Genomic DNA, 25,057 nt, shown 5'->3' with positions numbered 1-25,057 from the left:
AATTGGTTGTCAGGAAACAGGGTCCAGCGCTTTGCAGTCGCTTGCAGCCCAGCTCACGGTCACCACCTGATCTTTTGCAAACGGTCTGGTTTCACCACGGTTTCTGATCTTTGCGATAAATTCTTTATTGCCGGCGACTTCCATGACGATTCGCAAGTGATCTCCCAGATACAGGATTTCACTGATTTTGCCTTTGAGGTTATTGTCCATCGGTGACTGTGGGTCGACTTCGACACGCTCTGGTCGTAACGAAATAGTGGTGCGATCACCGACTGCAGAAACATTAACCGCCTCTGATTTTACGTGTGTTCCATCATCCAGTAGTACGTCACAGACATTGCCGTCAAGCGTGGTCACTTTGCCGGAGAGTTTATTATTCTCACCGATAAACTGCGCTACAAAAGAGTTTTGCGGGCTTTCATAGAGTTCATCAGGGGGAGATAGTTGTTGGATGATGCCATCTTCGAATACCGCTACGCGATCCGACATGGTCAATGCTTCGGTCTGGTCATGCGTCACATAAACAACGGTTACACCGAGTCGTTCATGGATGTGTTTGATCTCGTATTGCATTTGCTCACGAAGCTGCTTGTCCAATGCGCCTAGTGGCTCATCCATCAAAATCAGTTCTGGTTCAAAAACCAAAGCACGGGCAACGGCCACACGCTGCTGCTGTCCACCTGAGAGTTGTGCAGGGCGACGATTACCGAACGCGCCTAGCTCAACCAGATCCAGTGTATGTTTGACTTTTTCATCGATATCTTTGCTGCTAATACCCCGCACTTTCAATGGAAAGGCCAGGTTCTCTGCGACCGACATGTGTGGGAATAAGGCGTAGTTTTGAAACACCATACCAATGCCACGTTTGTTTGGCGGGACGGAGTTGATGGCTTTATCGTTGAGGTATATTTCGCCGTTAGTTGCAGGTTCGAATCCTGCCAGCATCATCAGACAGGTTGATTTACCTGATCCGGAAGGGCCTAGCATTGTCAGGAACTCACCAGGAGCGATGTCCAGGTTTAAGTCTTTAACCACCATCACTTCGCCGTCGTAGCTTTTCTGAACCTTCTCAAAGCGGACAGCTGCCCCAGTCGTGTTACTCATAAATACGATAACCCTGTTATATGTCTGTAATCTAACTTACACAATTTATGCCCACACAACAAGACGGTCTTTTAGCGACCGACATGCCGGGCAGACCAAAATTCTGCGTTTAACAATTTCATCCTCTGTGTTTCACCAGTGACTATATTATGCGCGGCTCATTAAAGATAGCACCGAATGTTTTAGGGGCTAAATCCTGTCGTCCATTGTTGTGCGAGACTGAACCAAGACTGTGCCTAATGGCAGTTCTTAGTAGTCTGTTTGCGCATCATCTGTCATGTCAAATTATGAAACGAGTAATAGCATATCATTCAGCGTTTAGTGGTATTGCCTGATTTGAATAAAAATACGGTGCAAATCACTTTATATAAAGAAGAATCAAGGTAATTGTTGATTAGGCAATAGGTATGCGAGGCTTAAGGTAGTTGCACCATGCGTGTGCAGCGATTATTAACTTGGCTTTGATGGTGAATAATAGACAATCAATTTGCTGCCAGAAAATAGGTAAAATACAGCCAGATTTGGAGAGTGCTTTTCAACAGTCATCACTATCTCATGGCAATATAAAACCGCATTTTGCAGCGCTTCGGTTAAGGGAATTTAGGTCTTTGGTTGAGAATATATTGTGTAAATCTATCTTTGACATCAATGCGAGCCAGCTAAAGAGGTCTGCCTTGTCATAAACGATGGTGTTTTAGTGAGTGATCTAGTTAAATTTCTATGGAATTAAATGAATAATTTATAATCAGAAGATAGTAACACCTCAGAATTTTCAAGGATGAACATGAGAGTATTAATTGTCGAAGATTGTTATGAAATTAGAGAGAACTTAGCGGGCTTTCTCCGCAAAAAAGGGTATGTGGTCGATACGGCTGCAGATGGCTTGATGGGATTGCATCGGGCTTGTGATTTTCAGATTGATCTGGCGGTAATTGACTGTGGTTTGCCGAGTGTATCCGGTATTGATTTGATAAAGAAAATCAGACATCTCATGCTGGATTATCCCATTATTGTGATGACCAGTTACGAGCGTTGGGAAGAGCGGGCTGAATTTTTGGAAGCAGGTGCCGATGATTATATCGAGAAGCCATTCAATCCTAATGATTTACGCGAAAAAATAGACGCACTAGGACGCAGAGTAGGGATGATGGGTCCTGCTTGATCTCCTCATACGAACCAAAGCCCGACGATAATGACGGGCTTTGGTTTGCTCAATTGACTCGATGAGAGTCAGCTAGCTTTTATGATTACAAAGACTTCTTGCAGAAATACCAGTCGGTACACTCGTAGCCTTCATTCATACGTGCCTCTGCAGCTTCCATGTCCTGAGGTGGTGGCACAATAACCTTGTCACCAGGCTGCCAACCTTCCGGAGTCGCGATACCATGCGCATCAGAAGTCTGTAATGCCGTTACCAAGCGAACGAACTCATCAATAGAGCGACCGTTAGACATCGGGTAGTAAACCATTGCTCTTAGTACACCTTCAGGGTCAATCACAAATGTGGCACGGACTGCTGAAGTGTCGCCAGCACCCGGGTGAATCATGCCGTATGCGCGTGCTACATCCATGCTGAGGTCTTCGATGATTGGGAAGTTTATCTCTACACCGAAGTTTTCTTTAATGTTGCGAACCCAGGCAATGTGGCTGTAGTAACTGTCGATAGATAAACCAAGTAGCTCAGTGTTAAGTGCCTTGAAGTCTTCGTGGCGCTTTGCAAATGCTGTGAACTCAGTTGTACACACCGGTGTGAAATCAGCAGGGTGTGAGAAAAGCACTAACCACTTTCCTTTGTAATCTTCCAGCTTTTTAACACCGTGTGTAGTACGCGCTTCAAAAGCGGGGGCAGGTTCATTGATGCGTGGCATACCGTATTCTGTATTTTCCATGATGTTTATCCTTTGTCTGTTTGTTTAATGTTTGTTGCAAGACTCGAAGCCATGTTTGTGTGCTGCTTCTTGTCTTTCGATTAGTATATTATTAAATACTTATTAATTGATAAATCAGATTAAAGCTATCGTTGTGATAGATAAATACAATTATTAGTAGTGATACCTATTGGTTTACGGCTTTTACTATGCATACTCCGGTAATGCCGGAGTGTTTGAATGTCATAGTGATTGCTGATTACTATCGTTTACGGATGTATTGTAAATAGTCTGCGACTGTGACTAGCGTTGATATTTGTGCGCAAGTGCTTCATTGGCTTTTGATAATTTGTCAGTCAACGCATCTTCATCGGTCAGTGCGACAGCGACAGCTAACGTATCCAGCATTGCCAATTGAGACATGCGGGATTTAATCGGTGCGTAATGATCACTGTCTTCTTTGACATCAATAGGCAAGTGAATGTCAGCAAGCTCAGCCAGTGCTGAATTACTGGCGCAGATCGCTATTGTGGTGGTTCCGTTTTCCTTGGCAATCGCAACACTACTGAGTAGATCTTTGGAGTCACCAGAGCGGCTGATGGCGACAACAACACAGTTCTCGTCAAGCAGAGCAGCGGACACACCATGAATATAAGGGTCGCTATAAGCGACAACAGGAGTACCTAAACGAAAGAATTTTTGCTGAGCGTCAGTGGCAACAATACCCGAACCGCCTTGGCCGTAAAACTCGATACGCTTGGCATGTTTAAGTGCTGAGACTGCAGGGTTTAACGAGGCCATATCGAGTGACTCACGGGTTTGCTGCAAACTGGCAATCGCGCCATCAATGATTTTTTGACCAATGCCAAGTGGTGTGTCACTAGAATTAATATCAAGCAGTAGGCCTTGGTTGGCCTGAGGAATTGTTTGGGCAAGTCGAAGTTTGAAATCTTTGAAGCCGCTAAACCCTAAACGTCGACAGAAACGAATAATCGTGGGCTCACTCACTCCGATTGCTTCAGACAGTTTAGCAATGTGCTGTTCAATAGTTTTGCTGGAGTGTTTGAGAACGTATTCGGCGACTTTGCGTTCAGATTTACTGAGGTCAGTTAATGAGGATTCAATTAGAGATAACATAAGCTACGGTCTTTGCCGGTTTGGTAATTAAATTACAATTTGGTTTTACTTTATCACATTAATGTGATTTGGGTCTCTTGTATTCATATTATTATGTAGTTAAACTACATTTTAAATAATTTACACGGAGAGTCAAACCGATGGCTATCTTAAACTCAGTAGTGGATCGTGTCACGGACCGCATTATCAAACGTAGTGAGCAGTCACGTGGTCTCTACCTGAGTCGTATGCAGGAAGCGTTAAAGCATACTGGACGACATGGTTTAGGGTGTACCAATTTAGCGCATGGCCTGGCTTCTGCACCGGCAGGCGACAAGATTATGTTGCGTCAGGAGCGTCCACCAAATTTAGGTATCGTGACAGCTTACAATGACATGTTGTCAGCACATTCTCCGTATGCGCGTTATCCGGATCTGATTAAGGAATCAGCACGTGCCAAGGGCGCTGTTGCACAGGTAGCAGGTGCTACACCGGCAATGTGTGACGGTGTAACGCAGGGTGAACCTGGCATGGAATTGTCTCTGTTTAGTCGTGATTTGATCGCGATGAGCACTGCAGTTGCTTTGTCTCATAATGTGTTTGATGGCGCATTGTACTTAGGCATTTGCGATAAAATCGTACCTGGCTTATTAATTGGAGCGCTACGATTTGGTCACTTACCAGCGGTGTTTGTACCCTCTGGTCCGATGGGAACCGGCATTAGTAATAGCGAAAAAGCGAAAGTTCGTCAGCGTTATGCAGAAGGTAAAGCGAGCCGTGATGAGTTATTAGAGTCAGAACTGTCTGCTTATCACAGTGAAGGGACATGTACTTTCTACGGAACGGCAAACAGTAATCAAATGCTGATGGAAATCATGGGATTACATGTGCCTGGTGCAGCATTTGTACCACCACAAGGTAACCTGCGTGATGCATTAACTGACCGTGCGGTTAGTCAGTTATTGGCGATGACAAAAACAGGTGGTAACTACAAACCGTTAAGCGACGTTATTGACGAGCGTGCGGTTGTAAATGGCATGATTGGCTTAATGGCAACCGGTGGTTCGACAAACCATACGATCCATTTGGTGGCGATGGCGCGTGCAGCAGGCATTCAGATCGACTGGAATGACTTCAGTGATTTGTCAGACGTTGTGCCATTGATTGCAAAGGTCTACCCGAATGGTCAGGCAGACATCAATCAATTCCACGCGGCTGGTGGTGTTGGGTCAGTAATACGTGAGTTGCTTGGCGCTGGTTTGTTGCATGAAAGCGTTGAAACTGTAACAGGGACTGGTCTGGGCGATTACGCGCAAGAGCCGTTTATGAGTGACGAAGTGCTGACATGGCGTGAATCACCAGCAGCGGGTGATAATGATGATATCTTATCAACAGTTGATGCACCGTTCCGTCACGAGGGCGGCATTAAATTGCTGGCTGGCAACTTAGGCCGTGCGGTGACTAAAGTGTCCGCGGTTGATCCGGCGAATTGGTTGATCGAAGCAGAATGTCGTATCTTCGATTCACAAGAGGATGCTCAGGCGTCGTTTAAAGCGGGTGAGCTTGATCACGATGTTGTAGTGGTCGTGCGCTTCCAAGGGCCAAAAGCCAATGGAATGCCAGAACTACATAAATTGATGCCAATGCTGGGGGTTCTACAAGACCGTGGTCATCGTGTCGCATTGGTAACAGATGGCAGATTGTCTGGTGCGTCAGGTAAAGTACCGACCGCAATCCACATGACGCCAGAGTGCATGGTGGGTGGTGGTTTATCATTACTACGTGATGGCGATATTGTCCGCGTAGACTGTGAGACGGGTGAGGTTAACGCATTGGTTGATGACGAAGTTTGGAAAAACAGAACTCAGGAACTAACCCCTTCAGAGGCGGCTGGTTTCGGTTTTGGTCGGGAGTTATTCTCGGCATTCCGCAATAACGTAGGTGATGCAGAGCAGGGCGCGTGTAGTTTTGACGCGGAAGCTTAACTTAAGTACCTGTAAGGTGATTGCGGATAGATGCTCATGCATATTGTGTGTTTGGTTTGCACTTGATGCAATCACTTAATAATGAAACTGAAGGGTTGCTCCTGAAACGTTTTTAAAGGAAATGATAATGGCTAAAAATGATGTATTCGCTGCACTAGGCAATAATCCTGTAATTCCGGTATTGGTCGTAGAAAATGCTGAGCACGCTGTACCGATGGCTAAAGCCTTGGTGGCGGGTGGTTTGACTGCATTGGAAGTGACTTTGCGCACTGCATCAGCGATGGAAGTGGTTGAGCGCATCGCGAATGAAGTGCCGGAGGCTATTATTGGTGTCGGAACAGTGACTCGTGCAGAGCAGTTCGCACAGGTGAAAAAAGCTGGTGCTCAGTTTGTGGTAAGTCCTGGTTGCACTGCAACACTGGCGCATGCAGCGGCTGATAACGACATGCCATTTTTACCGGGTGCTGTGACTGCGTCAGAAATCATTGCAGCGATGGAGCTTGGAATCACAGACCTTAAGTTCTTCCCAGCGGGTACTTCAGGTGGCGCGGCTGCACTGAAAGGTTTCTCAACAGTCTTTTCTGAAATCCGTTTCTGCCCAACCGGTGGTGTGAAGCCAGCGAATATGGCTGACTACTTATCACTACCAAACGTGGCGACTGTCGGTGGAACGTGGCTGGTTACGGCTGATATGTTGAATGGTGGGAACTGGGACGAGATCACTCGCCTAGCCAGTGAAGCTAAAGCTCAGGCTGAATCAATCTTAGCCGGCTAAATAAATATACCTAGATCGATGACTCCTGTGCCTAGGAGTCGTCGCTCGGTAGTTTTCCCCACTGGAATGTCTTAGGTTTTTTCTTAGGTGCATTACTTAGGGAATTTTTTTGCGTGTGTTTTTTCGACTGGCCGCTCTTTGCCGGAGTGTTCTTTGGAGCAGTCTTGCTTTGATTTGTTTTTGTTTGCTCAGTCATTTCAGGCAACGCCATTCCATCGTGATAATGCATCTGCACTCCCTTCAGGAAATTCCTCAGAATCTGATCTTTACAAGTCCGGTAATGCTTGTGTGAATTCTTTCTGAAAAAGGCACTCAGCTCATGTTTACTAATAGGCAACCCCGCCAAGGTCAGTAATGCGAGTATTTCCTCAGACTGAATGTTGAGTGCAATCTTGAGCTTAGTGAGCATGATGTTGTTATTCATCTTTTTCTCAGGCTCAGGCGTTTTGCCATTTTTCTTACCGCGCTTCGAGACGATAAAACCATTGAGAAAGGCTGCCATTTCGGTGTCAGAAATTTGTTTGATCTCAGGGTCGTCATCACGCTTTAGCCAATCACTAATCTCAGCATGAGTGACTTCATGCCCCGCCATGCCGAACAGCTTGATCATGGTGGAGTCATCAAGTTCGAAGGTATAGCGGAGGCGTCGTAGTACGTCGTTATTGTTCATGGTGGAGCCTTAAAAAGTAAGAGGTGTGTATTGTCTGAAATGGGTAGGTGTGATTGGCGCTACAGTAGCATATTTAACGACCACCACTGAATTTATTCATCCAGTAAACCATCACCTAAGCGACTTTTTATGGTTCGCTGCATTGACCGGATCACTTTAAAAGAGGCTCTCAGTTGCTTCCGTTCAGCGCCGCAAAGTGCTTTTGGGTTGATATAGTTATCCGCTTTCTCATTAGCCAGAAGCTGCCGCAACTGATGATTCGCCCGTAAATTATGCAGGAAATCAAACGCCGCGAGTAGGGACTGAGATCCGCTATGTGAGAGCGCTTCGCTCCCCGCTGTTTGCTGCAAACGCTCACGAGTATTCACCGCAAGCACGCCTGTTTCCAGTGCAAATATGCGAGCCATATCAACAATCGGAATAATGCCACCATGTTTGATATCGACCGTATCCGCATGTGGCTCTGAGCATAATTGAAAGCGATTAAACAGGCCCAGCGGTGCTCTGTGATGTAGGGCTATTGAGGATAACTGAGCTAGGAACAGGCTGTTGCCTCGGGTATGCTGCAGAACCTCGCTATGCAATTCATCCCACAGCGAAATGTCTCCATAGATTGCTCTGAGGTCAAAGAAAATACTCGAATACATCAGGCCGCGTTTACGGGGCTGGTCAATCCATTGATGAAAATGTTCACGCCAGCCGTTTTGGGTTTGTCGCCATTTTGGATTGCTGGCCATCACATCGCCGGGGCAGTAGATGTACCCGCAACTATTCAGGCCATCGCTGACAAAACGAGCTAAAGACTCAAACCAAGCATCATGCTCAGGGCGCATCGCATTGCTAATAACCAGTCCAGTATCTTGGTCTGTGTGGCTGGTTTGTTCTTCTCTTGCTTGCGAGCCTGCGACTATCCAGGCATACGGAACAGGAGGTGGTCCAAGTTGTTGTTCTGCCAGTTGAATCAGGCGAATTGTGATCTCGGTAGTGATTGAGCTAATGATGCGGCCCAGTTCATTAGCTTTCCGGCCTTGCTGTGTGATCTGAATTTGCAGTTCAGGCACTTGCTGACTGATCTGTTGTAACGTGGCCAGATCATTGGCGTTGTCTATGTCAGCAAGAATACGGCTTGGATCGATCATATGCTTTAGTTTGCCACAGTTTCGGGCTTTGGTGGCTGTGATCTAGCGTCTAGCGCTTCTCCAATCCAAAACGTAACGCACCAGCGTCCGCAAACAAGCGCGTCAGCACACCCGTTTTACATAAGCGTTCATGCTCTTCTATCGCCGACTCTTTGCCCAAAGGCACATAGGCGAATAAGCCTGCTTCTGCAACCTCACATTGGTAAATTGCCTGTAAGCGTATCTTTAGCCCTGCCATCGATTCAGGGATCTTCTTACGCTGATCGCGCTGCCATCTGAAATCACTCAGTGCTAAACGTCCTGCCCAACGCGCCGGATTACTCACTGCCCAATCATCTTGCAGCTTTATTAGGCCTTTGAGAATGGTATCGTCAGCCCAGACAAAGCCTAAGCGAATACCTGCTAAACCAAAGAACTTACCAATCGATCGCAGAACAATCAGACCTGCGCGAGGCTTTTCAGCGATTAAACTGCCTTCAGGAGTCAGGTCCATAAAGGCCTCATCAACCACCAACCAGCCTCCACGCTGTGCTAATTGTTGATGCCAAAACAACAGTTGCTCCAGAGAATAACGGTGAGCAGTCGGGTTGGTTGGGTTTACCAAAACCAATACATCCAGCGCTGATAAGCTGCCTTCGATATCTGCATTATTGAGTGGAAAGATCTCATGCCCAGCTGCTTGCCATGCTTGTTTGTGACTGTGATACGCGGGGTTGATAATACCGACACGGCTTCTTTCACGTAACAAAGGCAAACGTTGAATCGCCTCTTGTGAGCCTGCTGTCGGCAATAAATGAGAGCTACCATAATACGATGCAGCTGCCGACTCTAAGCCATCATTGCTTTCAGGTAAGCGCTGCCATATTTCTGTCGGTACAGCGGGTAAAGGGTAGCTGTCCGGATTGATGCCAGTGGATAAATCCACCCAGTTTTCTAAAGGAATATTATAACGTTCGCTGGCCAGTTTCAGCTGTCCGCCATGTTGGTGAGTCGGTCGCATGGTGTTCCTGTTAAAGTGTGCTGAGTCCAGCAAGAATGAGAGCAATCGCAGCCCACAGATAAACGCTTCGGTCAATCAGTGTGAGTGCGTGGGTTAAGTCTTCCGGCGTTGGCGAGTGTCCGTGGCCTAATGTCGGACGGCTTTTGGTGTTACCGTCATAGATGGCATCGCCGCCAAGGCTTAGGTTTAATGCACCTGCACCCGCTGCCATCACTACGCCTGCATTAGGGCTATACCATTGGCCGAATTGAGCCTGCCAAGCCCGCATTGCACCTTTAAAGTTGCCGCAGATGCCGTAGCTCAGTGCGGTCAGTCTGGCCGGAATAAGATTGAGTGCATCATCCATCCGTGCGGAGAATTTACCGAATGCTTCGAATTGTTGATTGCGATAGCCCCACATGGCATCCAGCGTGTTACTGAGTCGGTATAAAACCACTGCGGGTGCGCCACCGATGGCTAACCAAAATAGCGGTGCAAAAATAGCGTCGCTGCCATTTTCTAATAAGGATTCAATGCTGCCGCGGCTGATGTCTGAGCGATCAAGTTGTGAAGTGTCGCGGCTGACAATCCAACTTAATTTATAACGGGCTTCCTCCATGTCATTGGCGAGTAGGGCTTTTTCGATCCATTGTCCATGTTGCCTGAGGCTTTGCCAACCAATGGCCAAATAGCCACAAATAATACTCATCCACCAGCCACCGATGAGTTCATCGATCAGCCAGACCAGGCAAACGCAAGGAACCACCGCAATCACCCAAGCCAATGCGCCCTTACTGATTCTTTCCTGACCCTGATTGAGTTTCGCTTCGATACGATCGACGAATGCGCCATAACCAACCAGAGGATGGAAGCGTTTAGGTTCGCCGAGGAGGCGGTCAGCGATTAATGACAGTGGTAATGTCAGTAGCTGTAACATGATGGCCGTCGATCGCAGTGAATAAAGGCCGAGAGAGTATCAGTAGAAAGGCGATGAATCATCTTTTTTACGCAAAAAAAACGGGCTGACATTGCTGCCAGCCCGTTGCTAATCGACTTTAGCAGTATGAATTAACCGTAAAGCGTCGGAGCGCCAAGCTGAGTGTGAATATCGTTACTTGCTTGCTCAGAGATGTTCAGACCTTGACGAAGTGCATCAAGATAAACCGCTTCTTCTTTAGTATCCAAAGTGATAGACATTAGAGACATTAGGTAAACCTGCTGCTCAAGACCACTTGGTACGCTGGCAACCAGGCCGTCAAGGTCTAATGGCGCAGCTAGTTCGTTACGTACGAACTCTGCTTCCTCTTCAGAAACGTCACCCAAGTGCTCAGTGATTTTAGCTTGTTCTTCTGCATCCAGCTCACCGTCAGCTTTTGCTGCGCTGATCATTGCACGAAGCAGAACCGCTGCATTTTCTTCGTCTTGCTGAGAAACTTGCTCAGGCTCTTCACCCTGTAGTGCAGAGTTAAACATGCTACCGAAGTCAGGTTGGCTGCCTTGAGTTGGCGCTGTTGCACCACCTAATTGACTTAAAAGACCACCCAGACCACCAGTGCCACTTTGACCCTGACCACTTAGGCCCGCCATCAAACCACCTAAACCACCAGCTGCACCTGCACCGCCAGCACCACCCATGACGCTACCGAGTAAACCACCCAGACCGCCACCTTGTTGCTGTGCGCCACCGCCAGTGAGTTGACCTAGCATACCGCCTAAGCCGCCACCAGATTGCTGGTTGCCACCGCCAGTTAGCTGACCTAGCATGCCACCCAATCCACCGCCGCTCTGTGCGCTGTTTCCGCCCATTAGGCCACCAAGCATTCCGCCTAGCCCGCCACCTGAACTGCTACCGCCGCTTAAACCGCCGTTCATGACTTTACCGACGCCTTTAGCAACGATTACGCCCATGGCGACTTTTCCTAATGTTCCCATTAAACTCATTTGATGTTTCTCCGATATAAAATTTGTTAGATTTATTGATTGCAGCCTAATAATAGCAGTAAAAACAATCATAAATCGCTGTTTATGCCCACCCATTTAGTAGGAATCTGGACAGAAGGGTTCAAAAACTTTCTTTTTAGTTAGGTAATGTTTTCCTTTCTTGTCATTGCTAGTGGAATGCAGAGATAATGCATTCTTTAAACACTGACAAACAACGTTACCATGAAAAAAACAGGAATCATGATTTGCGGCCACGGTAGCCGCTCTAAAGTCGCCGGCGAAGAGTTCGGTCTATTGGCCAAGGGGCTAAAAGCACGTTATCCACATATTCCTGTTGAATATGGCTTCTTGGAGTACTCCTCACCGAATATTCACATGGGACTGGATGACATGGTGGCGCAAGGTGTGGAGGAAATCTACGCCGTACCGGGCATGTTATTTGCGGCAACTCATGTGAAAAATGATATCCCCTCCGTTCTCACCACGTACCAACAAAAGCACGATGGTTTGACGATTCATTATGGTCGTGAACTTGGCTTGCATCCTTTAATGATTAAGGCATTTGAAGCGCGTATTTTAGAAGCGATGGATATGCCTGAGGCGCCATCACCGGGTGACTTATATGACACGATGTTAGTGGTGGTTGGTCGTGGCACATCTGACACACTAGCCAATGCTGAAGCTGCAAAACTGACGCGTATCGTTGCGGAAGACTTAGGTTTTGGCTGGGCGGAAACGGTTTACTCCGGTGTCACTTTCCCGTCAGTAGGGCGTGGTCTGGAAATGGCGCTCAAGCTGGGATACAAGAAAGTTGTGGTCGCGCCTTACTTCTTATTCTCTGGTCGCTTAATTACACGTATTCACAATTACATTGATCATGTGGCAGAGCAAAATCCGGATGTGAAGTTTATGACAGCGCATTATCTGAGTGATCAGGCACATGTGCTGGATACCTTTATGGCGCGCATTGAAGAATGTGCCGCCGGTGAAATTACCGATAATCATGACTTGATGAAATCATTCCATGAGCGATTGGCGAAAGGTGAAGTCGATATCCATCATCACCACGCGGAGTTCCAGCCGGAAGGCGCTGAAGGTCATAGTCACTCTCATGATCACGGACATAGTCATTCGCACGGAGAGCATACACACACCCACGATGGGCACAGTCACACACACGGTGATCATTCCCACAGCCACGGACATAGCCATTCTCATGATGCTCCGGCCGATAAGAATAAGAGCGCGGGTAGTGCAGAAGAACACACCAAAGCGCATGGTCATTCGCATGGGGTTTATAAGCATGTGGCGCATCCGCATGGGCCACGGACTATGATCGATGATAATTTGTGTCATTGCTTTATGAGTCAGTTGCCGGAGGCGGTGATTGAGGAAGAGCGGAAGTTGCGGGCTGAGAGAGGGATTAAGCCTGTGAGGGGTGAGGCGCCGCATTGATTGGGTGTCTAATATTATTGGTCTTCGTGTAAAAAATTGCCTTAAAGTGTTATTATTGCCTTAATTTTTCGTTAAGAAAGACTATTCTCTTTGACCTGAGAGTAATCTGTATAGATTACTGAATATAGTCTTCTTTGAGGCATACCCCTGTATCGGAAAGAAAATATGACTGCACAAGTACATGAAGTTCTCATCATAGATGGTCAAGAAACCTCAATGGCTTTCTGCCCTCCATTACCAGAAAATGATTCAAGAGTAATTGAATCGAAAGATGATGATGGCTACATCTCTTTCTCGACTGACTGTTGGCGACAATACGTAGGCACATGGGAAATCAAAGAAAATAAATTCTACCTCATCAACTTAGATGGAAACTTTCAGTTAGCAGATAAAACGCCAATTTTTGCTGACTGGTTTACAGGAGTTCTTAGGGTTCCCCAAGGTAATATGATGCATTATGTTCATATGGAGTTCGGTTCAGTCTATGAGTGTGAGATGCATATTTATATAGAGGGCGGGATAATTACTAAATCCAAAACTATTGATAATCGAAATAAGGAGCTGTATCAGGATGAGTTTAGTTAGGAGAGTTCCTCATTTGGCGAATCAGTTTGAAGTAGATAATGATCTATAACTGACTGAGATAGTGCCACACTTATACGGCAAATCAGTTACGCTCAATTGTCGCTGGTGATTTGATCCTTAGCCGCGATCACTTCCATCAAACTATAACCAAGAAAATATGTATATATGAGTCTAGTCAAATCAAAAAAACGAGTAGCAGACCATGGAGAAGTATTTACTCCATCTTGGATGGTTGAAACAATGCTAGATCTCGTCAAGGGTGAAACAGACCGTATCGATTCTCGTTTTTTAGAACCTGCCTGTGGTAGTGGCAATTTTCTGCTTCAAATACTTCTCCGAAAATTGGCTGCGGTTGAACTTAAGTTTGGAAATTTGGAATTTGAAAAACGCCATTACGCGCTTCTGTCTGTGATGTGCATTTATGGTATTGAACTGCTCGATGACAATATTGCAGAGTGTCGAGCAAATATGCTTGAGGTGTTTACCGAGTATCTTCAAGTTGACAGCTCGAGTGATATCTACCACGCCGCTTTCTATGTGCTATCACAAAACTTGCTGCACGGTGATGCGCTAACGATGCGTAACTTGAGTGATCAGCCAATCACATTTGCGGAATGGGGTTATTTGGGTAAAGGTAAATATCAGCGGCGTGATTTTCGCTTCGACGTGCTTACTGGTTCTTCGGCTTTTAGTGCGGAAGATTCACTGTTTGCTCATTTGGGGAAGCACGAAATTTTCCAACCGATCAAAACTTACTTGCCAATGACAATTAATCAATTGGCAGCCCAGAAGAGTGATTTACTGGAGGTTAGATCATGAGTTTTTTGACAAGCGAGGATACAAGCAGAAGAGCCAGCTTTTCATTACGTGGCCGTAACCCTGATGTCCTTACCTGCATTGCTAACCTTTCTAGCGATGAAGTGTTTACTCCTCCAGACTTTGCTAATCGCATGCTAGATGCATTAGCAGAAGCGTGGGCGGCTGATAACGAGGGGGCGAATATCTGGGCAGACAAAAAAATCAAGTTTCTCGACCCGTTCACCAAGTCGGGTGTATTTTTACGTGAAATCACCAGTCGTTTGACAGAAGGTTTGGAAAAAGAAATTCCTGAGCTTGAAGAGCGGGTCAATCATATATTAACGAAGCAAGTGTACGGCATTGGCATTACAAAATTAACTAGTTTACTGGCAAGGCGAAGCCTCTATTGTTCAAAACATGCCAATGGGGAACACTCCATCGTGAAAGGTTTTGATAATGATTCGGGTAATATTTGGTTTGAGCGTACACAGCATACGTGGGATGGTAATAAGTGCGTATTTTGCGGGGCAGGAAAAACTGTACTGGATCGTGGTGATGAGCGTGAGACCCACGCATATGCGTTTATTCACACTAACAATATCAAGGCTCGTTTAGCTGAGCTTTTTGGAGAGACGATGCAATTCGATGTCATTATTGGAAATCCGCCATACCAGCTTGAAATGGATTCATCCGGTCAGAATGTAGCCCCAATTTATAATAAATTTGTTGAGCAGGCAAAGGCGCTTGAGCCGCGCTATCTTAGTATGGTTATCCCATCCAGGTGGATGGCTGGAGGTAAAAGTACTGGAGCACTTGGTCAGTTCAGAGAAGTAATGCTAAATGACAGTCGCCTTTCTGCTCTTGTTGACTACCCAGTTTCAAGTGAAGTATTTCCAGGTGTGGAAGTAAAGGGAGGTATTTGTTATTTCCTATGGTCTGCCTCACACAAAGGTCCGGCGTCTGTCTCAATGATTCGCGGTGAAACTACTTTTGGGCCAACGAAACGCAGCTTAAATGAGTTTGATGTTTTTATACGGGACCCAAGGGCCGTAGATATACTCAAAAAAGTATTAGCGTATAGTGAGGAGTCATTTAGTGAACTTGTATCACCTCGTGATCCTTATGGCCCAGCCCTTGGCTCAAAATTCAAGGAATTTCGCGAATCACCTTCAGTTGGTGATATTAGGTTGTTTATGAATCAGGGACAAAAAAGAATTTCAGTTTGGGTAGACTCAAAAAAAGCGACAAAGAATCGACACCTAATTGATGTTTGGAAGGTCTTTGTTCCAGAGGCGGCTTCTGATGGAGGGCAGAGGATACCGAGTATCGTTCTAGGAAAACCAATTGTGGCGGGGCCGCCTTCAGTATGCACGCTTACGTATCTGGTATTAGGCCCTTTTAGCTCTCAACAGGAAGCAGCAAGTGCTCAGTCTTACTATGCAACAAAGTTTTTTAGATTTCTGGTTTCGCTAAGAAAAATTACCCAGCATGCGACTCAAAGCGTATATACCTTCGTGCCGAAGCAGAAGTGGAGCAAGAGATGGTCAGACGAGGAGCTTTACAAAAAATATAAACTGACACACGAAGAAGTCGATTATATTGAAGCGGTAATACGTCCGATGGAAGTAAACGATGAGTAAGTCTATTGAAGAGATTCTCTCAGTAAAGCCTGAAGTTAGGCCACGCATCTATGCTTATTCAATTGATGATATTGCACATAACGGTTTGCTCAAGGTTGGACAAACCACGCGTAATGTTCAGCAACGTGTTGCTGAACAGCTAAGAACCGCCGCAATTCGTAATTACAAAATTGAATTGGATGACTCCGCTGAGCGCGATGATGGAAGTATCTTTAGTGATCATGAAGTGCGTGCTGCACTGATTAAAAAAGGCTTTGAAAATACTGAATTGGAATGGATGCGTTGCAGGGTTAAGGATGTAAAAACCGTATTAACAGAGCTACGTAGCGGCCAAAAAGTCACAGGTTCTCATCATGAAACTTTCTCGATGCGCCGCGAGCAGCAAGAGGCTGTTAACAAAACCCATGCCTACTATCACTCCTTATGGAAAGAAGACATGCATGCGGTGCCACGATTTTTGTGGAATGCAAAAATGCGCTTTGGTAAAACATTTACAACTTATCAATTGGCCAAAAAAATGGGTGCCAAGCGTGTGCTGGTAGTTACTTTTAAACCTGCCGTAGAGGATGCATGGCAAACTGATTTGGAAAGTCATAGAGACTTTGATGGTTGGCAATATCTTTCGCGTAACTCCGACAGCGACCCAACGCATATCGATAAAAGAAAGCCAGTAGTTTACTTCGGTTCTTTTCAGGATCTTCTGGGTCGTGATAAAAGTGGAAATATAAAACCCAATAATGAATGGCTGCACAAGGTGAAATGGGATCTGGTAGCATTTGATGAATATCATTTCGGGGCTTGGCGAGAAACAGCAAAAGAGTTATTTGAAGAAGGGGAGGAAGAAACCATCGATAAGCGTGAAGCGCAACTCGATGATGGTAACAAATTAAAAGATAAAATTGCGGATTTGCAAGAGCCACTGGAAGAAGAAACCGAATTTCTTCCAATAACGACCAAGGCTTATTTGTACCTGTCAGGCACGCCTTTTAAAGCATTAGCCACTGGGGAATTTATCGAGGAACAAATTTTTAACTGGACATATACTGACGAACAACGTGCCAAGGAAACCTTTGCAGTAAAGTATCCTAATCATCGGAACCCATATGGCGCACTTCCTCAGATGCGTCTACTTACTTATCAAATGCCTGATGAGTTACTCGCTATTGCCAGTGCAGGTGAATTCGACGAATTTGATCTTAATGCTTTTTTTGAGGCCTCAGGATCTGGTGCAGATGCACAGTTCAAACACTCAGATGATGTACAAAAATGGCTTGATATTATACGTGGGGGGTATGCACCGAAATCTCACGAGCACCTGAAAACAGGCACTCGGCCACCATTTCCTTACTCTGATGTGCGGCTTCTTCCTTATCTGCAGCATGCATTCTGGTTTATGCCTAATGTAGCCTCATGCCACGCCATGGCCAACTTGCTTGAAGAGAAGCAAAATACTTTTTGGCATGGTTATAAAGTGTTAGTTGTTGCAGGTGCATCAGCCGGTATAGGCTTGGAAGCACTACCGCCAGTTCGTAAGGCGATTGGCAGTGGCTTTGATACCAAAACAATCACGCTATCTTGCGGTAAGCTTACTACGGGTGTAACTGTATCGCAGTGGGCATCTATTTTGATGCTTCGTAATCTAAAATCACCGGAAACGTATTTTCAAGCGGCGTTTCGCGTGCAATCACCCTGGTCAATTAAAAACCCGAATGGTGATAACCCTAATGAAGAAGAAGTACTCAAACCTGCTTGCTTTGTTTTTGATTTTGCACCGACACGGGCGTTGAGGCAGCTATCAGAGTACGGTATTGGTCTCTCACCCAACGAGTCAAATCCAGAAAATGCAGTTAAGGAGCTGGTGTCATTTCTTCCTGTGCTCGCCTATGACGGAGCAAATATGACGCAGATCGATGCTGGTGGTATTCTTGATATTGCCATGGCAGGTACTTCTGCTACTTTGCTAGCCCGTAAATGGGAAAGTGCTTTATTAGTAAATGTAGATAATGAGACATTGCGTCGTGTATTGGATAGCCCTGAGGCTATGGCTGCTGTAGAGCGCATCGAAGGGTGGAGATCACTAGGTGATAATGTCATCGAAACAATCATTAACAAGAGCGAAAAAATAAAAGAACTCAATAAAAAGGGTAAGAACGAGGGTTTATCAGGTGAGGAAAAGAGAGAGTTAACTGCTGAAGAGAAAGAGTTTAAATCCAAAAGAAAGCTTGTTCAGGAAAAACTAATCAAATTCGCAACGCGCATTCCAGCGTTTATGTATCTTACTGATTTTCGTGAGAACACGCTGCAGGATGTTATTACAAAGCTTGAACCAGATTTGTTTTTGACTGTTACTGGCCTGACTGTGCAGGACTTTTATATGCTGGTTCGCCTTAAAGTATTCAATACAGAACACATGAACCAAGCTGTGTTTGCGTTTCGTCGTTACGAAGATGCTTCGCTGAATTATACAGGAATACAAAGCCACGAAGGGCTGACTAATTACGGGTTGTATAACACAGTAGTAGCTAGAGAATAAGGGTCTTAAAACATTGTAAGCTAAGAAAAAGGCACTACTCGGAAGACTTTTCCATTTCGCTCCATAATTGCCGCTATGTCTGATCTTAACCACCCTTTGGTTTCTTTGGTGCGAATACGAGTGTCAGGATTAGTAAGTTCCTGTTTATCGATGTTGGTTTGTTGTTATCCGCTCAGGGTATTCCTGCTCAGGAGGTGATGAATGCAAACCTGGAGTTGGCCAACCGAGGCTCATTGGCTGAACAGTTTGTGGGTCAGCAGTTGCTTTACTCAAAGCCTGAATACGTGAATCCTGAGTTGTATTATTGGCATCCGCCAAAGTCTCAGGGGCAGGCTGAAGTAGATTTCCTGTATGTTTCCGGCAATACTATTATTCCGGTTGAGGTGAAAGCAGGTAGCACTGGCACAATCAAATCGCTGCAATCCTATGTCATCAAAAAGCAGGCAGATTTGGCGGTTCGGGTTAGTTCGGGCAAGCCGTCGGTGAATGAGTTGGTGGCGAAGAGCGCAGGTAAAGAGCGGGATTTCAAGCTGATCAACTTGCCGTTTTATTTGGTTAATCGCTTGGGGTCGCTATTAGCTACGGGGAATGCTCAGGAGTAATTAGATTAGGCAAACCACTATAATGCTAAGCTTGCTCCACCTCAAAGCTCAGCACATTACGCGTCTCCTTACTAAACTCTACCCCAACTAAGTGAATCGTTTGCTTGAGTGCGCGGTATTTATCGGCATACCCTTTGTCTTTAATTTGCTGTAGTGCATTCCCTTCGGGCACCAACTCGACCACTTTAAATTCAAAGATATAGATCTGGTCATTGAATTTAAGCGTCATATCTATGCGGCCTAAATTAGTACAGTCCTCAACAGTGACGTCCAAACCCAGTGCAGCAAAGTACGAATAAAAAATACTGGCGTAATACCCTTCGTAGTTCTGGATTTCGTTTTTGGTGTACCAGTGATAAGGAATGCTGGAGAAGAAGCTTTGGAAGAGTAGTTTTAGTCCATCAAAGTCGTTTGCCCGAAGAAGTTTCGATAGTTGGAGGCGTTGCCTCACCTGAGCACCGCCGTCATGCACTAAGTGTTTCAGTAGGCTGTTATTGAGGCTTTGGTAAACTTCTAAGTTCGGGTAACCCAATTCATAGAAGTCGTTGCCTTCAACCTTTTCCACGCTTTTAATGGTGAGGTAGCCGCTTTGAAACATTAACGTTTCTAGTGTGATGTTTTCTACTTCAAAACTGGATAGTAGCTCGTCATCACCGCTGAGGTTATTCAACTGAAGACTACTGATCTGGCGCTCCCGTATTAAGTCAACTAAGAAGGTTGGGGTGCCAGTTTCAAACCAGAAGTTTTTAAAGGCGCGCTCATCAAATAGCTGCAAAATATCGAAGGGGTTATAAACGCCTTCTCCTAGCCAGTGATAGCCGTTGTACCATTCTCTGATTTTGTCGCGATCTAAGCCGTCCAGTTCTGCTGCAAAGACGGTATCAATGTCGTGATCTGTATAGCCGCAGATGGTCGAATAGCGAGCATCGAGGGTGATGTCTTTAAGGTTGTTCAGTCCGGAAAATAAGCTGACTTTTGAGAATTTACTAACGCCTGTGAGAAAGCTAAATTGAATTTGGGCGTCGTAGTCCTTAATGATGCTATAGAAGCCACGCAAGAAGTCACGGTTCTTTTTGGCAATCTCGGGTGAGTTAATCGCGTCTAAAATTGGTTTGTCGTACTCGTCGATTAGTATCACGACAGGGAGTTTGGTTTCGGCAGAGAGGTTATCAATTAAGTCTGCAAAGCGGCTTCCTGCATCATCAAATTGCTGTTTGAAACCGAAGTTTTGTTCAAAGCGAGTGAGTTGTTGGTTTAGGGTTTCAGATAAGCTTTCTGGATCATTGTAATTTTTACGGGCAAAGCTAAAACGCAGGACAGGGTATTTGACCGACCAGTCCCATTTTGTGTGTGCGTCTAAACCTTGGAATAGCGCTTCATTCCCTTCGAATAGTTCTTTAAGTGTGTCTAAGAACAAGCTTTTTCCAAAGCGTCGCGGTCGCGATAGGAAATAATGTTTTCCGTTATTGATGAGCTTAAGTGCCAAAGGCGTTTTATCAACATAGTAGTTATTATTTAGCCGGATTTCGCTAAAGGTTTGGATGCCGATGGGGAGCTTTTGCCGCTGATTCATTATGTGTGCTTCTGACGGATTGATGGCTCCATTTTAGCATGACTCAAAGCGCATATCTGCTTAGGCTCTGATTTATAGCAGTTTTACGACTTAGTCTAAAATATTGCAGTCGCATATTTACAATTTAAGTGGATGAGTTTTGAGCGTTAAATTACTTTTCTAGCAGACATAAAAAAGCCTCTGATGGTTTTGGGGAGGAGACTCATCAGAGGCTGAAGGAGCGACTCTAGTCAGTTCATGCGTTGGCTATGTTGGCTTTGCGCCGAGAGAAACATTTGCCTGAAGCAATCACTGTTAAAGTGTCTATGAGTTGGACTATACAGGGTGACTCTGACATCAATCTGGCAGGAAAATGACACTAATGTCATTTTAGAAAAAGTCTTTATCAACAGTTTTCTGCCACTTCTTCAAGAGCGCTTTTATAACGACGCCGCTGGCTACCATCAAGCTGATCAATCGGCTGGTATATTTTCTCGATTTTAGCGGATTCTTTTAGAATACAGGCCTTGCGTGCTTTTTCCTTTTTCTTAGCGGCTTTAAGTGCGAGTTGTTTGTTTTTCTGGATCTGTTGTTGATCGCTGGCAATGCGTTTTAGTTTGGCCGCGTAAGCACTTTTTGCTTTGGTGTATTGCTGTTTGAGCTTGCTAGCGTTGTCTTCTTCGTTACATTCCGCACTGCAGGATTTCTCCAGCAACGCGCATACTTCCAAGCCACCATCACTATTGTAGTTACCGAACGTGAGTTTGGAGCGGCAGGTCATGGCAGCGGTGGAGCAAGTCAGGTCACAGCTTTCACTGTCATCGTTCTCGGACTGCAAGGGAATATCAATCGATTCTGAGGTGGTTTGTTTGTCGCTATCGTTACAAGGAACCGATTGGTAAGTCACCTGATCCCCAACGGTGCATTTGAAAATTCCAGCATGAGCTGACGCGTGGAATAGGGAGATGATTAGCAGTGCAAGTATCGATTTCATGGCAAAGAGAAGCAGCAAATAGAAATCTGATAGTAGATTGTTACGATCATTTCTGTACAGATTCAGGCGATAACAGGTCACTTGAATCAGGCATGTAAAAGGATATTTTTGTTTGCTTATATTTTAAGCAAATTCCACTGAGCAAGCAGTGGTCAGCTTCAAGGGGCTTATGAGGCGACTATTAACATACTTATCCACACCTGTTGTGGGTAACTTCCGATGTTATTAACAGTTGATACTGAAGGTGCCCCTGGGGTCATAATCTACAGATGCTTCGAAGATTATGACTTGGGAAACAGCGCCAGCTTAATCCGTTCGAAGACTTCGTATTCCTTCTCACTAAAAGGATGGCTCGTCAGCATGCGGTTTAACACCTGCATCAGCTTTAGTTCAATCTCAGGATACACCGCGATTTTCTCTTTCAGCACATCTAGATAAATCTCAAAGTCGTCATCAAAACGGGAAGCCTCATCGTGAAGGGCACTAACCTGCTCATCACTCAAACCAAAGTCTTGCTTAAAGAAGGATGCAAAGCGCTGCTTCTCTTTAGCAGTTTCAATATCGTCAGCCGTAATGGTGTGATAAATCACCACTGCAAATGCGCGCTGCAATGTCGTGTCTTGCTTATCGAGGTGGTCAAGGGTTCCTAGGTGATCGAACCATGCTCTTAATTTTGAAGGCATTTGTATTTTATTTACATGGAATAAGTAAAACCATGTCGATAGTTTTAGGTTTTTACTGGTTTAAAAATAGACAATTTTAATTATATAGATGTGTATGATGTAAGCTAGTTGTTGTCTAAACAACACCCTCTTCATATTCTGAATAAACAACAAATAGGAACTTAATATGAACATGATAAATAAAATGTTGTTATCCACTCTACCATTTCTGGTTTCATGTGGTGGTGGCAGTAGTGATGATAACCCCCCTGAAGTTGAGGAGTAAGCGATCAAACGACCCCGTCTATCTTTCCCGACTCACATCCGATAACATTGGGGCATTCGCAAACTGTGTTTTCCACAGTCGGGGCGTCAATTCCTCAACCTGCTTAGCCGGATGAACAGCGATTCGTTGTAAGACATCCACCAGATATTGATAAGGGTTCACCCCATGCAGGCGACAGGTGACGATCAGGCTTTGAATGATTCCCACGTGACGTGCGCCCATTTCTGTCCAACAGAACATCCAGTTCTTTCTGCCTAGCGGAATCCCCCGTAATGCACGTTCCACATGGTTAGTGTCCAGTGGAACATCCGGGTCGGATAAAAATACCTGCAACGGTTCGATCCGTTCCAGAACATAATTTAAGGCCTTCTGTAGCGGATGTTTGGGGAACAGGTCTGGCCGTTGCTGTTGTGCTTCGCACCATTGCCAGAATTGCTTAACAATCGGTTCGCTATGTTGGGTGCGGTAATCCAGTTTTGTTTGCCCTTCCAGTTCATGATCACGAATATGCGCTTCATTGTGATAAAGCGCACCAATCAACTGCAGTGCTTCCTCACAGGCCAGCGGGTCAATCGTTTTCACCGCTTCAAATTTGCGGCGACTATGTGACCAGCAATTCGCCAGCGTCACGTTATTGTCTTTGTTTTCCGCATAGGTTTTATAGGCGACATAACCATCACATAGCAATACACCATCAAACTGTTTGCCCAGTTGTTCCTGAATGACCTTTGACCCTCGTGACGGATTGAAGTGGAAGACCACTTCATCCTGATCACCAACCATGGGCCAGAGGTAACCTTGTTTCATCTTACCTTTTGTTTTGGCTTTACCGGCCTTGACGGGTGTTTCATCCATCCCCAATACACGGGATGTCAGGATGGACTGGTATTGGGTATAGACAATTGGTTCCAGTAGTTCAATCGCCCGCCCGCACCAGTTCAACAGACTGGACCGGGAGACGGTAATGCCGGCATCTTTCAGTCGCTGGTGTTGCCGGTGAATCGGCAGGTGGTAGGCAAACTTATCGACCAGCAGTCCAGCCAGTAAACTCACATCTACACAGCTGTTTTCCAGCACATTAGCCGGTGCCGGTACGTGGTGTATGGAGGCTTCACCGTTCAGTTTATAGCGGGGTGTGCGGTATTCCAGTACTTCATAACTGCCTACCCGCTGGGCCAGGCGGTAAGTACTGTCATAACTGAGAATGACATAATCTTCTGCACCCGCTCCCCTCAGTGCTTCAGGTGTCCGGTCAATGACTCTGACCGGCACATCCTCGGTAAAACGCAAGCCACTATCCAGTACATCATCTGGCGCCCGTTGTTTTTTGCGGCGCTGATGAGCCGGTATCACCGTGGCTTCCGGTGCGGGTAACGCCCCGGAGGATCCGGCTGCAAATAATTGCCCTTGCTCCGGTGGCACATCGATTAAACGCTGCTCAGATTTTTCACCAAACAACTGCCGTTTGAACCACTCCAGCTGATGTTGCAGCACTTGGTTTTCACGGCGTAAATCCGTGTTTTCTGCGGTGAGTTCATCGACTGACGCGTTCAATACAAAGCCTTGTTTATCAAAGGAAACAGAGGTGGTTAGGTTAGCCATCATTATACCTGATTCACCTTCGTTTGGTCGGGGTTATTCCAGCGTTTTCGTCGTTTATTGATGGTTAAATCCAAACCTTCCAGCAAACTGTGTAGCTCAGTGTTTGATAAGGCCAGATGGGTTGCGTGATCACGGGTGTTCTGTCGGGCAAACTCACCTTGTTCCAGGCGTTTATACCACACACAGTACCCGCCCGGTTCAAAGTACAGGCACTTCAACAAGGTGCGACGGGCATTGATAAAAATAAAGCCATGACCACTGAGTGGATTCATTCCCATGAACCCGGTGACCAGCGCAATTAACCCCTGATGTTGCTTTCGCATGTCGGTGGGACGGGTACACAGCCACCATTGAGCGGGACGATAAATCATCAGCCTACACGCCGGTTCGCAGACGCAGGATGATCCCGGCACCCAGCGTGAGTTCGATGTCCCAGTGACCATGATCACGGGGTTGCTCGTCGGCGGCTGTCACAGTCAGCGGCGGAGACGACATCAATGGCCTGAAATCTGCAGGGGTATCGACGGCAGGCCGGTTATTCACCAACCCTAGTTGTTTACGCCATTTACTGAAGGTGCTCATGGCCAGTCCTTCCTGTTGGCAAAATGTTTTTTGGTTCAGGCCGCTGCGGTGGTAGTGATCCATGATCTGCCGCCACTGGTCGGCACTGTAGGATTGATAAGAAGTTCGCATGTGAGGCTCCTGTGAGAAAAACCTCAGCGTAAAATCAGAAAGGATTGATGGCTAGAACGGGGTGGTTTGATCGCTTAC

Annotated in this window: 23 protein-coding genes; 9 read left to right on the top strand and 14 right to left on the bottom strand. The window is 45.8% G+C overall.

The features are described 5' to 3' along the window. Nucleotides 1–9: 9 nt before the first annotated feature. On the bottom strand, nucleotides 10–1,104 hold the full coding sequence (locus DKW60_RS07355; RefSeq protein WP_109837014.1) for an ABC transporter ATP-binding protein: 1,095 nt from the start codon (nucleotides 1,102–1,104) through the stop codon (nucleotides 10–12). 784 nt (nucleotides 1,105–1,888) lie between these two features. Here DKW60_RS07355 and DKW60_RS07350 point away from each other — a divergent pair. After that, nucleotides 1,889–2,266 (top strand): response regulator transcription factor, encoded by a 378-nt coding sequence (locus DKW60_RS07350; RefSeq protein WP_181389615.1) that lies wholly within the window; start codon nucleotides 1,889–1,891, stop codon nucleotides 2,264–2,266. Between the two features lie 85 nt (nucleotides 2,267–2,351). Here the strand turns inward: DKW60_RS07350 and DKW60_RS07345 are convergent, their stop codons facing one another. Then, entirely contained in the window at nucleotides 2,352–2,993 is a 642-nt protein-coding gene (locus DKW60_RS07345) for a peroxiredoxin (protein WP_109837012.1), read from the bottom strand. Nucleotides 2,994–3,275: 282 nt separating this feature from the next. Then, entirely contained in the window at nucleotides 3,276–4,109 is an 834-nt protein-coding gene (locus tag DKW60_RS07340) for a MurR/RpiR family transcriptional regulator (RefSeq protein ID WP_109837011.1), read from the bottom strand. A gap of 140 nt (nucleotides 4,110–4,249) precedes the next feature. Between DKW60_RS07340 and edd the strand changes: the two genes are divergently transcribed. Together edd and eda are read left to right on the top strand one after the other, a co-directional pair. Next, the gene (edd, locus tag DKW60_RS07335; protein WP_109837010.1) at nucleotides 4,250–6,073 is read left to right on the top strand and encodes a phosphogluconate dehydratase; all 1,824 of its coding nucleotides are present in this window, start codon (nucleotides 4,250–4,252) and stop codon (nucleotides 6,071–6,073) included. 127 nt (nucleotides 6,074–6,200) lie between these two features. Continuing rightward, the gene (gene eda / locus DKW60_RS07330; protein ID WP_245929622.1) at nucleotides 6,201–6,848 is read left to right on the top strand and encodes a bifunctional 4-hydroxy-2-oxoglutarate aldolase/2-dehydro-3-deoxy-phosphogluconate aldolase; all 648 of its coding nucleotides are present in this window, start codon (nucleotides 6,201–6,203) and stop codon (nucleotides 6,846–6,848) included. 31 nt (nucleotides 6,849–6,879) lie between these two features. On the opposite strand, the gene DKW60_RS07325 is transcribed toward eda, so the two are convergent. The 5 genes from DKW60_RS07325 to DKW60_RS07305 all read right to left on the bottom strand — a co-directional run bounded on the left by DKW60_RS07325 (nucleotide 6,880) and on the right by DKW60_RS07305 (nucleotide 11,577). Next, entirely contained in the window at nucleotides 6,880–7,518 is a 639-nt protein-coding gene (locus tag DKW60_RS07325; protein ID WP_109837008.1) for a YehS family protein, read from the bottom strand. Between the two features lie 92 nt (nucleotides 7,519–7,610). Beyond that, nucleotides 7,611–8,657: a DUF294 nucleotidyltransferase-like domain-containing protein gene (locus tag DKW60_RS07320; RefSeq protein ID WP_109837007.1), complete on the bottom strand. Its 1,047-nt coding sequence runs from the start codon at nucleotides 8,655–8,657 to the stop codon at nucleotides 7,611–7,613. A gap of 49 nt (nucleotides 8,658–8,706) precedes the next feature. Further along, nucleotides 8,707–9,657 (bottom strand): threonine-phosphate decarboxylase CobD, encoded by a 951-nt coding sequence (cobD, locus tag DKW60_RS07315; RefSeq protein WP_109837006.1) that lies wholly within the window; start codon nucleotides 9,655–9,657, stop codon nucleotides 8,707–8,709. Nucleotides 9,658–9,667: 10 nt separating this feature from the next. Next, nucleotides 9,668–10,573 carry an adenosylcobinamide-phosphate synthase CbiB gene (cbiB, locus tag DKW60_RS07310; protein ID WP_109837005.1) on the bottom strand — a complete coding sequence of 302 codons (906 nt, stop codon included), beginning with the start codon at nucleotides 10,571–10,573 and terminating at the stop codon, nucleotides 9,668–9,670. A gap of 131 nt (nucleotides 10,574–10,704) precedes the next feature. After that, nucleotides 10,705–11,577 carry a DUF533 domain-containing protein gene (locus tag DKW60_RS07305; protein WP_109837004.1) on the bottom strand — a complete coding sequence of 291 codons (873 nt, stop codon included), beginning with the start codon at nucleotides 11,575–11,577 and terminating at the stop codon, nucleotides 10,705–10,707. A gap of 222 nt (nucleotides 11,578–11,799) precedes the next feature. Here DKW60_RS07305 and DKW60_RS07300 point away from each other — a divergent pair, with 222 nt between their 5' ends. The 6 genes from DKW60_RS07300 (at nucleotide 11,800) to DKW60_RS07275 (ending at nucleotide 19,190) form a co-directional block, all read left to right on the top strand. Next, nucleotides 11,800–13,032 carry a sirohydrochlorin chelatase gene (locus DKW60_RS07300; RefSeq protein ID WP_109837003.1) on the top strand — a complete coding sequence of 411 codons (1,233 nt, stop codon included), beginning with the start codon at nucleotides 11,800–11,802 and terminating at the stop codon, nucleotides 13,030–13,032. Between the two features lie 165 nt (nucleotides 13,033–13,197). Continuing rightward, a complete protein-coding gene (locus tag DKW60_RS07295; RefSeq protein ID WP_109837002.1) occupies nucleotides 13,198–13,617 on the top strand; it encodes a hypothetical protein in 420 nt (139 codons plus the stop codon). A gap of 165 nt (nucleotides 13,618–13,782) precedes the next feature. Further along, the gene (locus DKW60_RS07290; protein ID WP_109837001.1) at nucleotides 13,783–14,436 is read left to right on the top strand and encodes an N-6 DNA methylase; all 654 of its coding nucleotides are present in this window, start codon (nucleotides 13,783–13,785) and stop codon (nucleotides 14,434–14,436) included. After that, nucleotides 14,433–16,055, top strand: coding sequence for an Eco57I restriction-modification methylase domain-containing protein (locus tag DKW60_RS07285; RefSeq protein ID WP_109837000.1), 1,623 nt, complete (start codon nucleotides 14,433–14,435; stop codon nucleotides 16,053–16,055). Before DKW60_RS07290 ends, DKW60_RS07285 begins: the two co-directional genes overlap by 4 nt. Then, entirely contained in the window at nucleotides 16,048–18,588 is a 2,541-nt protein-coding gene (locus DKW60_RS07280) for a DEAD/DEAH box helicase family protein (RefSeq protein ID WP_109836999.1), read from the top strand. Before DKW60_RS07285 ends, DKW60_RS07280 begins: the two co-directional genes overlap by 8 nt. A 128-nt stretch (nucleotides 18,589–18,716) precedes the next feature. After that, on the top strand, nucleotides 18,717–19,190 hold the full coding sequence (locus DKW60_RS07275) for a DUF4143 domain-containing protein (protein ID WP_109836998.1): 474 nt from the start codon (nucleotides 18,717–18,719) through the stop codon (nucleotides 19,188–19,190). A gap of 25 nt (nucleotides 19,191–19,215) precedes the next feature. Here DKW60_RS07275 and DKW60_RS07270 read toward each other — a convergent pair whose 3' ends face one another. The 6 genes from DKW60_RS07270 to tnpA form a co-directional block, all read right to left on the bottom strand. Beyond that, entirely contained in the window at nucleotides 19,216–20,763 is a 1,548-nt protein-coding gene (locus DKW60_RS07270) for an ATP-binding protein (protein ID WP_109836997.1), read from the bottom strand. Between the two features lie 385 nt (nucleotides 20,764–21,148). After that, nucleotides 21,149–21,736: a hypothetical protein gene (locus DKW60_RS07265; RefSeq protein ID WP_146203447.1), complete on the bottom strand. Its 588-nt coding sequence runs from the start codon at nucleotides 21,734–21,736 to the stop codon at nucleotides 21,149–21,151. 281 nt (nucleotides 21,737–22,017) lie between these two features. Continuing rightward, nucleotides 22,018–22,419: a TerB family tellurite resistance protein gene (locus tag DKW60_RS07260; protein ID WP_109836995.1), complete on the bottom strand. Its 402-nt coding sequence runs from the start codon at nucleotides 22,417–22,419 to the stop codon at nucleotides 22,018–22,020. A gap of 283 nt (nucleotides 22,420–22,702) precedes the next feature. Further along, nucleotides 22,703–24,289, bottom strand: coding sequence for an IS66 family transposase (gene tnpC / locus DKW60_RS07255; protein ID WP_109836994.1), 1,587 nt, complete (start codon nucleotides 24,287–24,289; stop codon nucleotides 22,703–22,705). Next, nucleotides 24,289–24,657, bottom strand: a complete 369-nt coding sequence (gene tnpB, locus DKW60_RS07250; protein WP_181389614.1) for an IS66 family insertion sequence element accessory protein TnpB — start codon at nucleotides 24,655–24,657, stop codon at nucleotides 24,289–24,291. The genes tnpC and tnpB overlap by 1 nt, the downstream gene beginning before the upstream one ends. Nucleotides 24,658–24,661: 4 nt before the next feature. Continuing rightward, nucleotides 24,662–24,979 (bottom strand): IS66 family insertion sequence element accessory protein TnpA, encoded by a 318-nt coding sequence (tnpA, locus tag DKW60_RS23485; RefSeq protein ID WP_146203445.1) that lies wholly within the window; start codon nucleotides 24,977–24,979, stop codon nucleotides 24,662–24,664. Nucleotides 24,980–25,057 lie beyond the last annotated feature (78 nt).

It is taken from the genome of Leucothrix pacifica, assembly GCF_003172875.1.
Lineage (GTDB): Bacteria > Pseudomonadota > Gammaproteobacteria > Thiotrichales > Thiotrichaceae > Leucothrix > Leucothrix pacifica.
The sequence above is the reverse complement of the archived record's forward strand: the minus strand, read 5'-3'. Positions and strand labels throughout refer to the sequence as shown.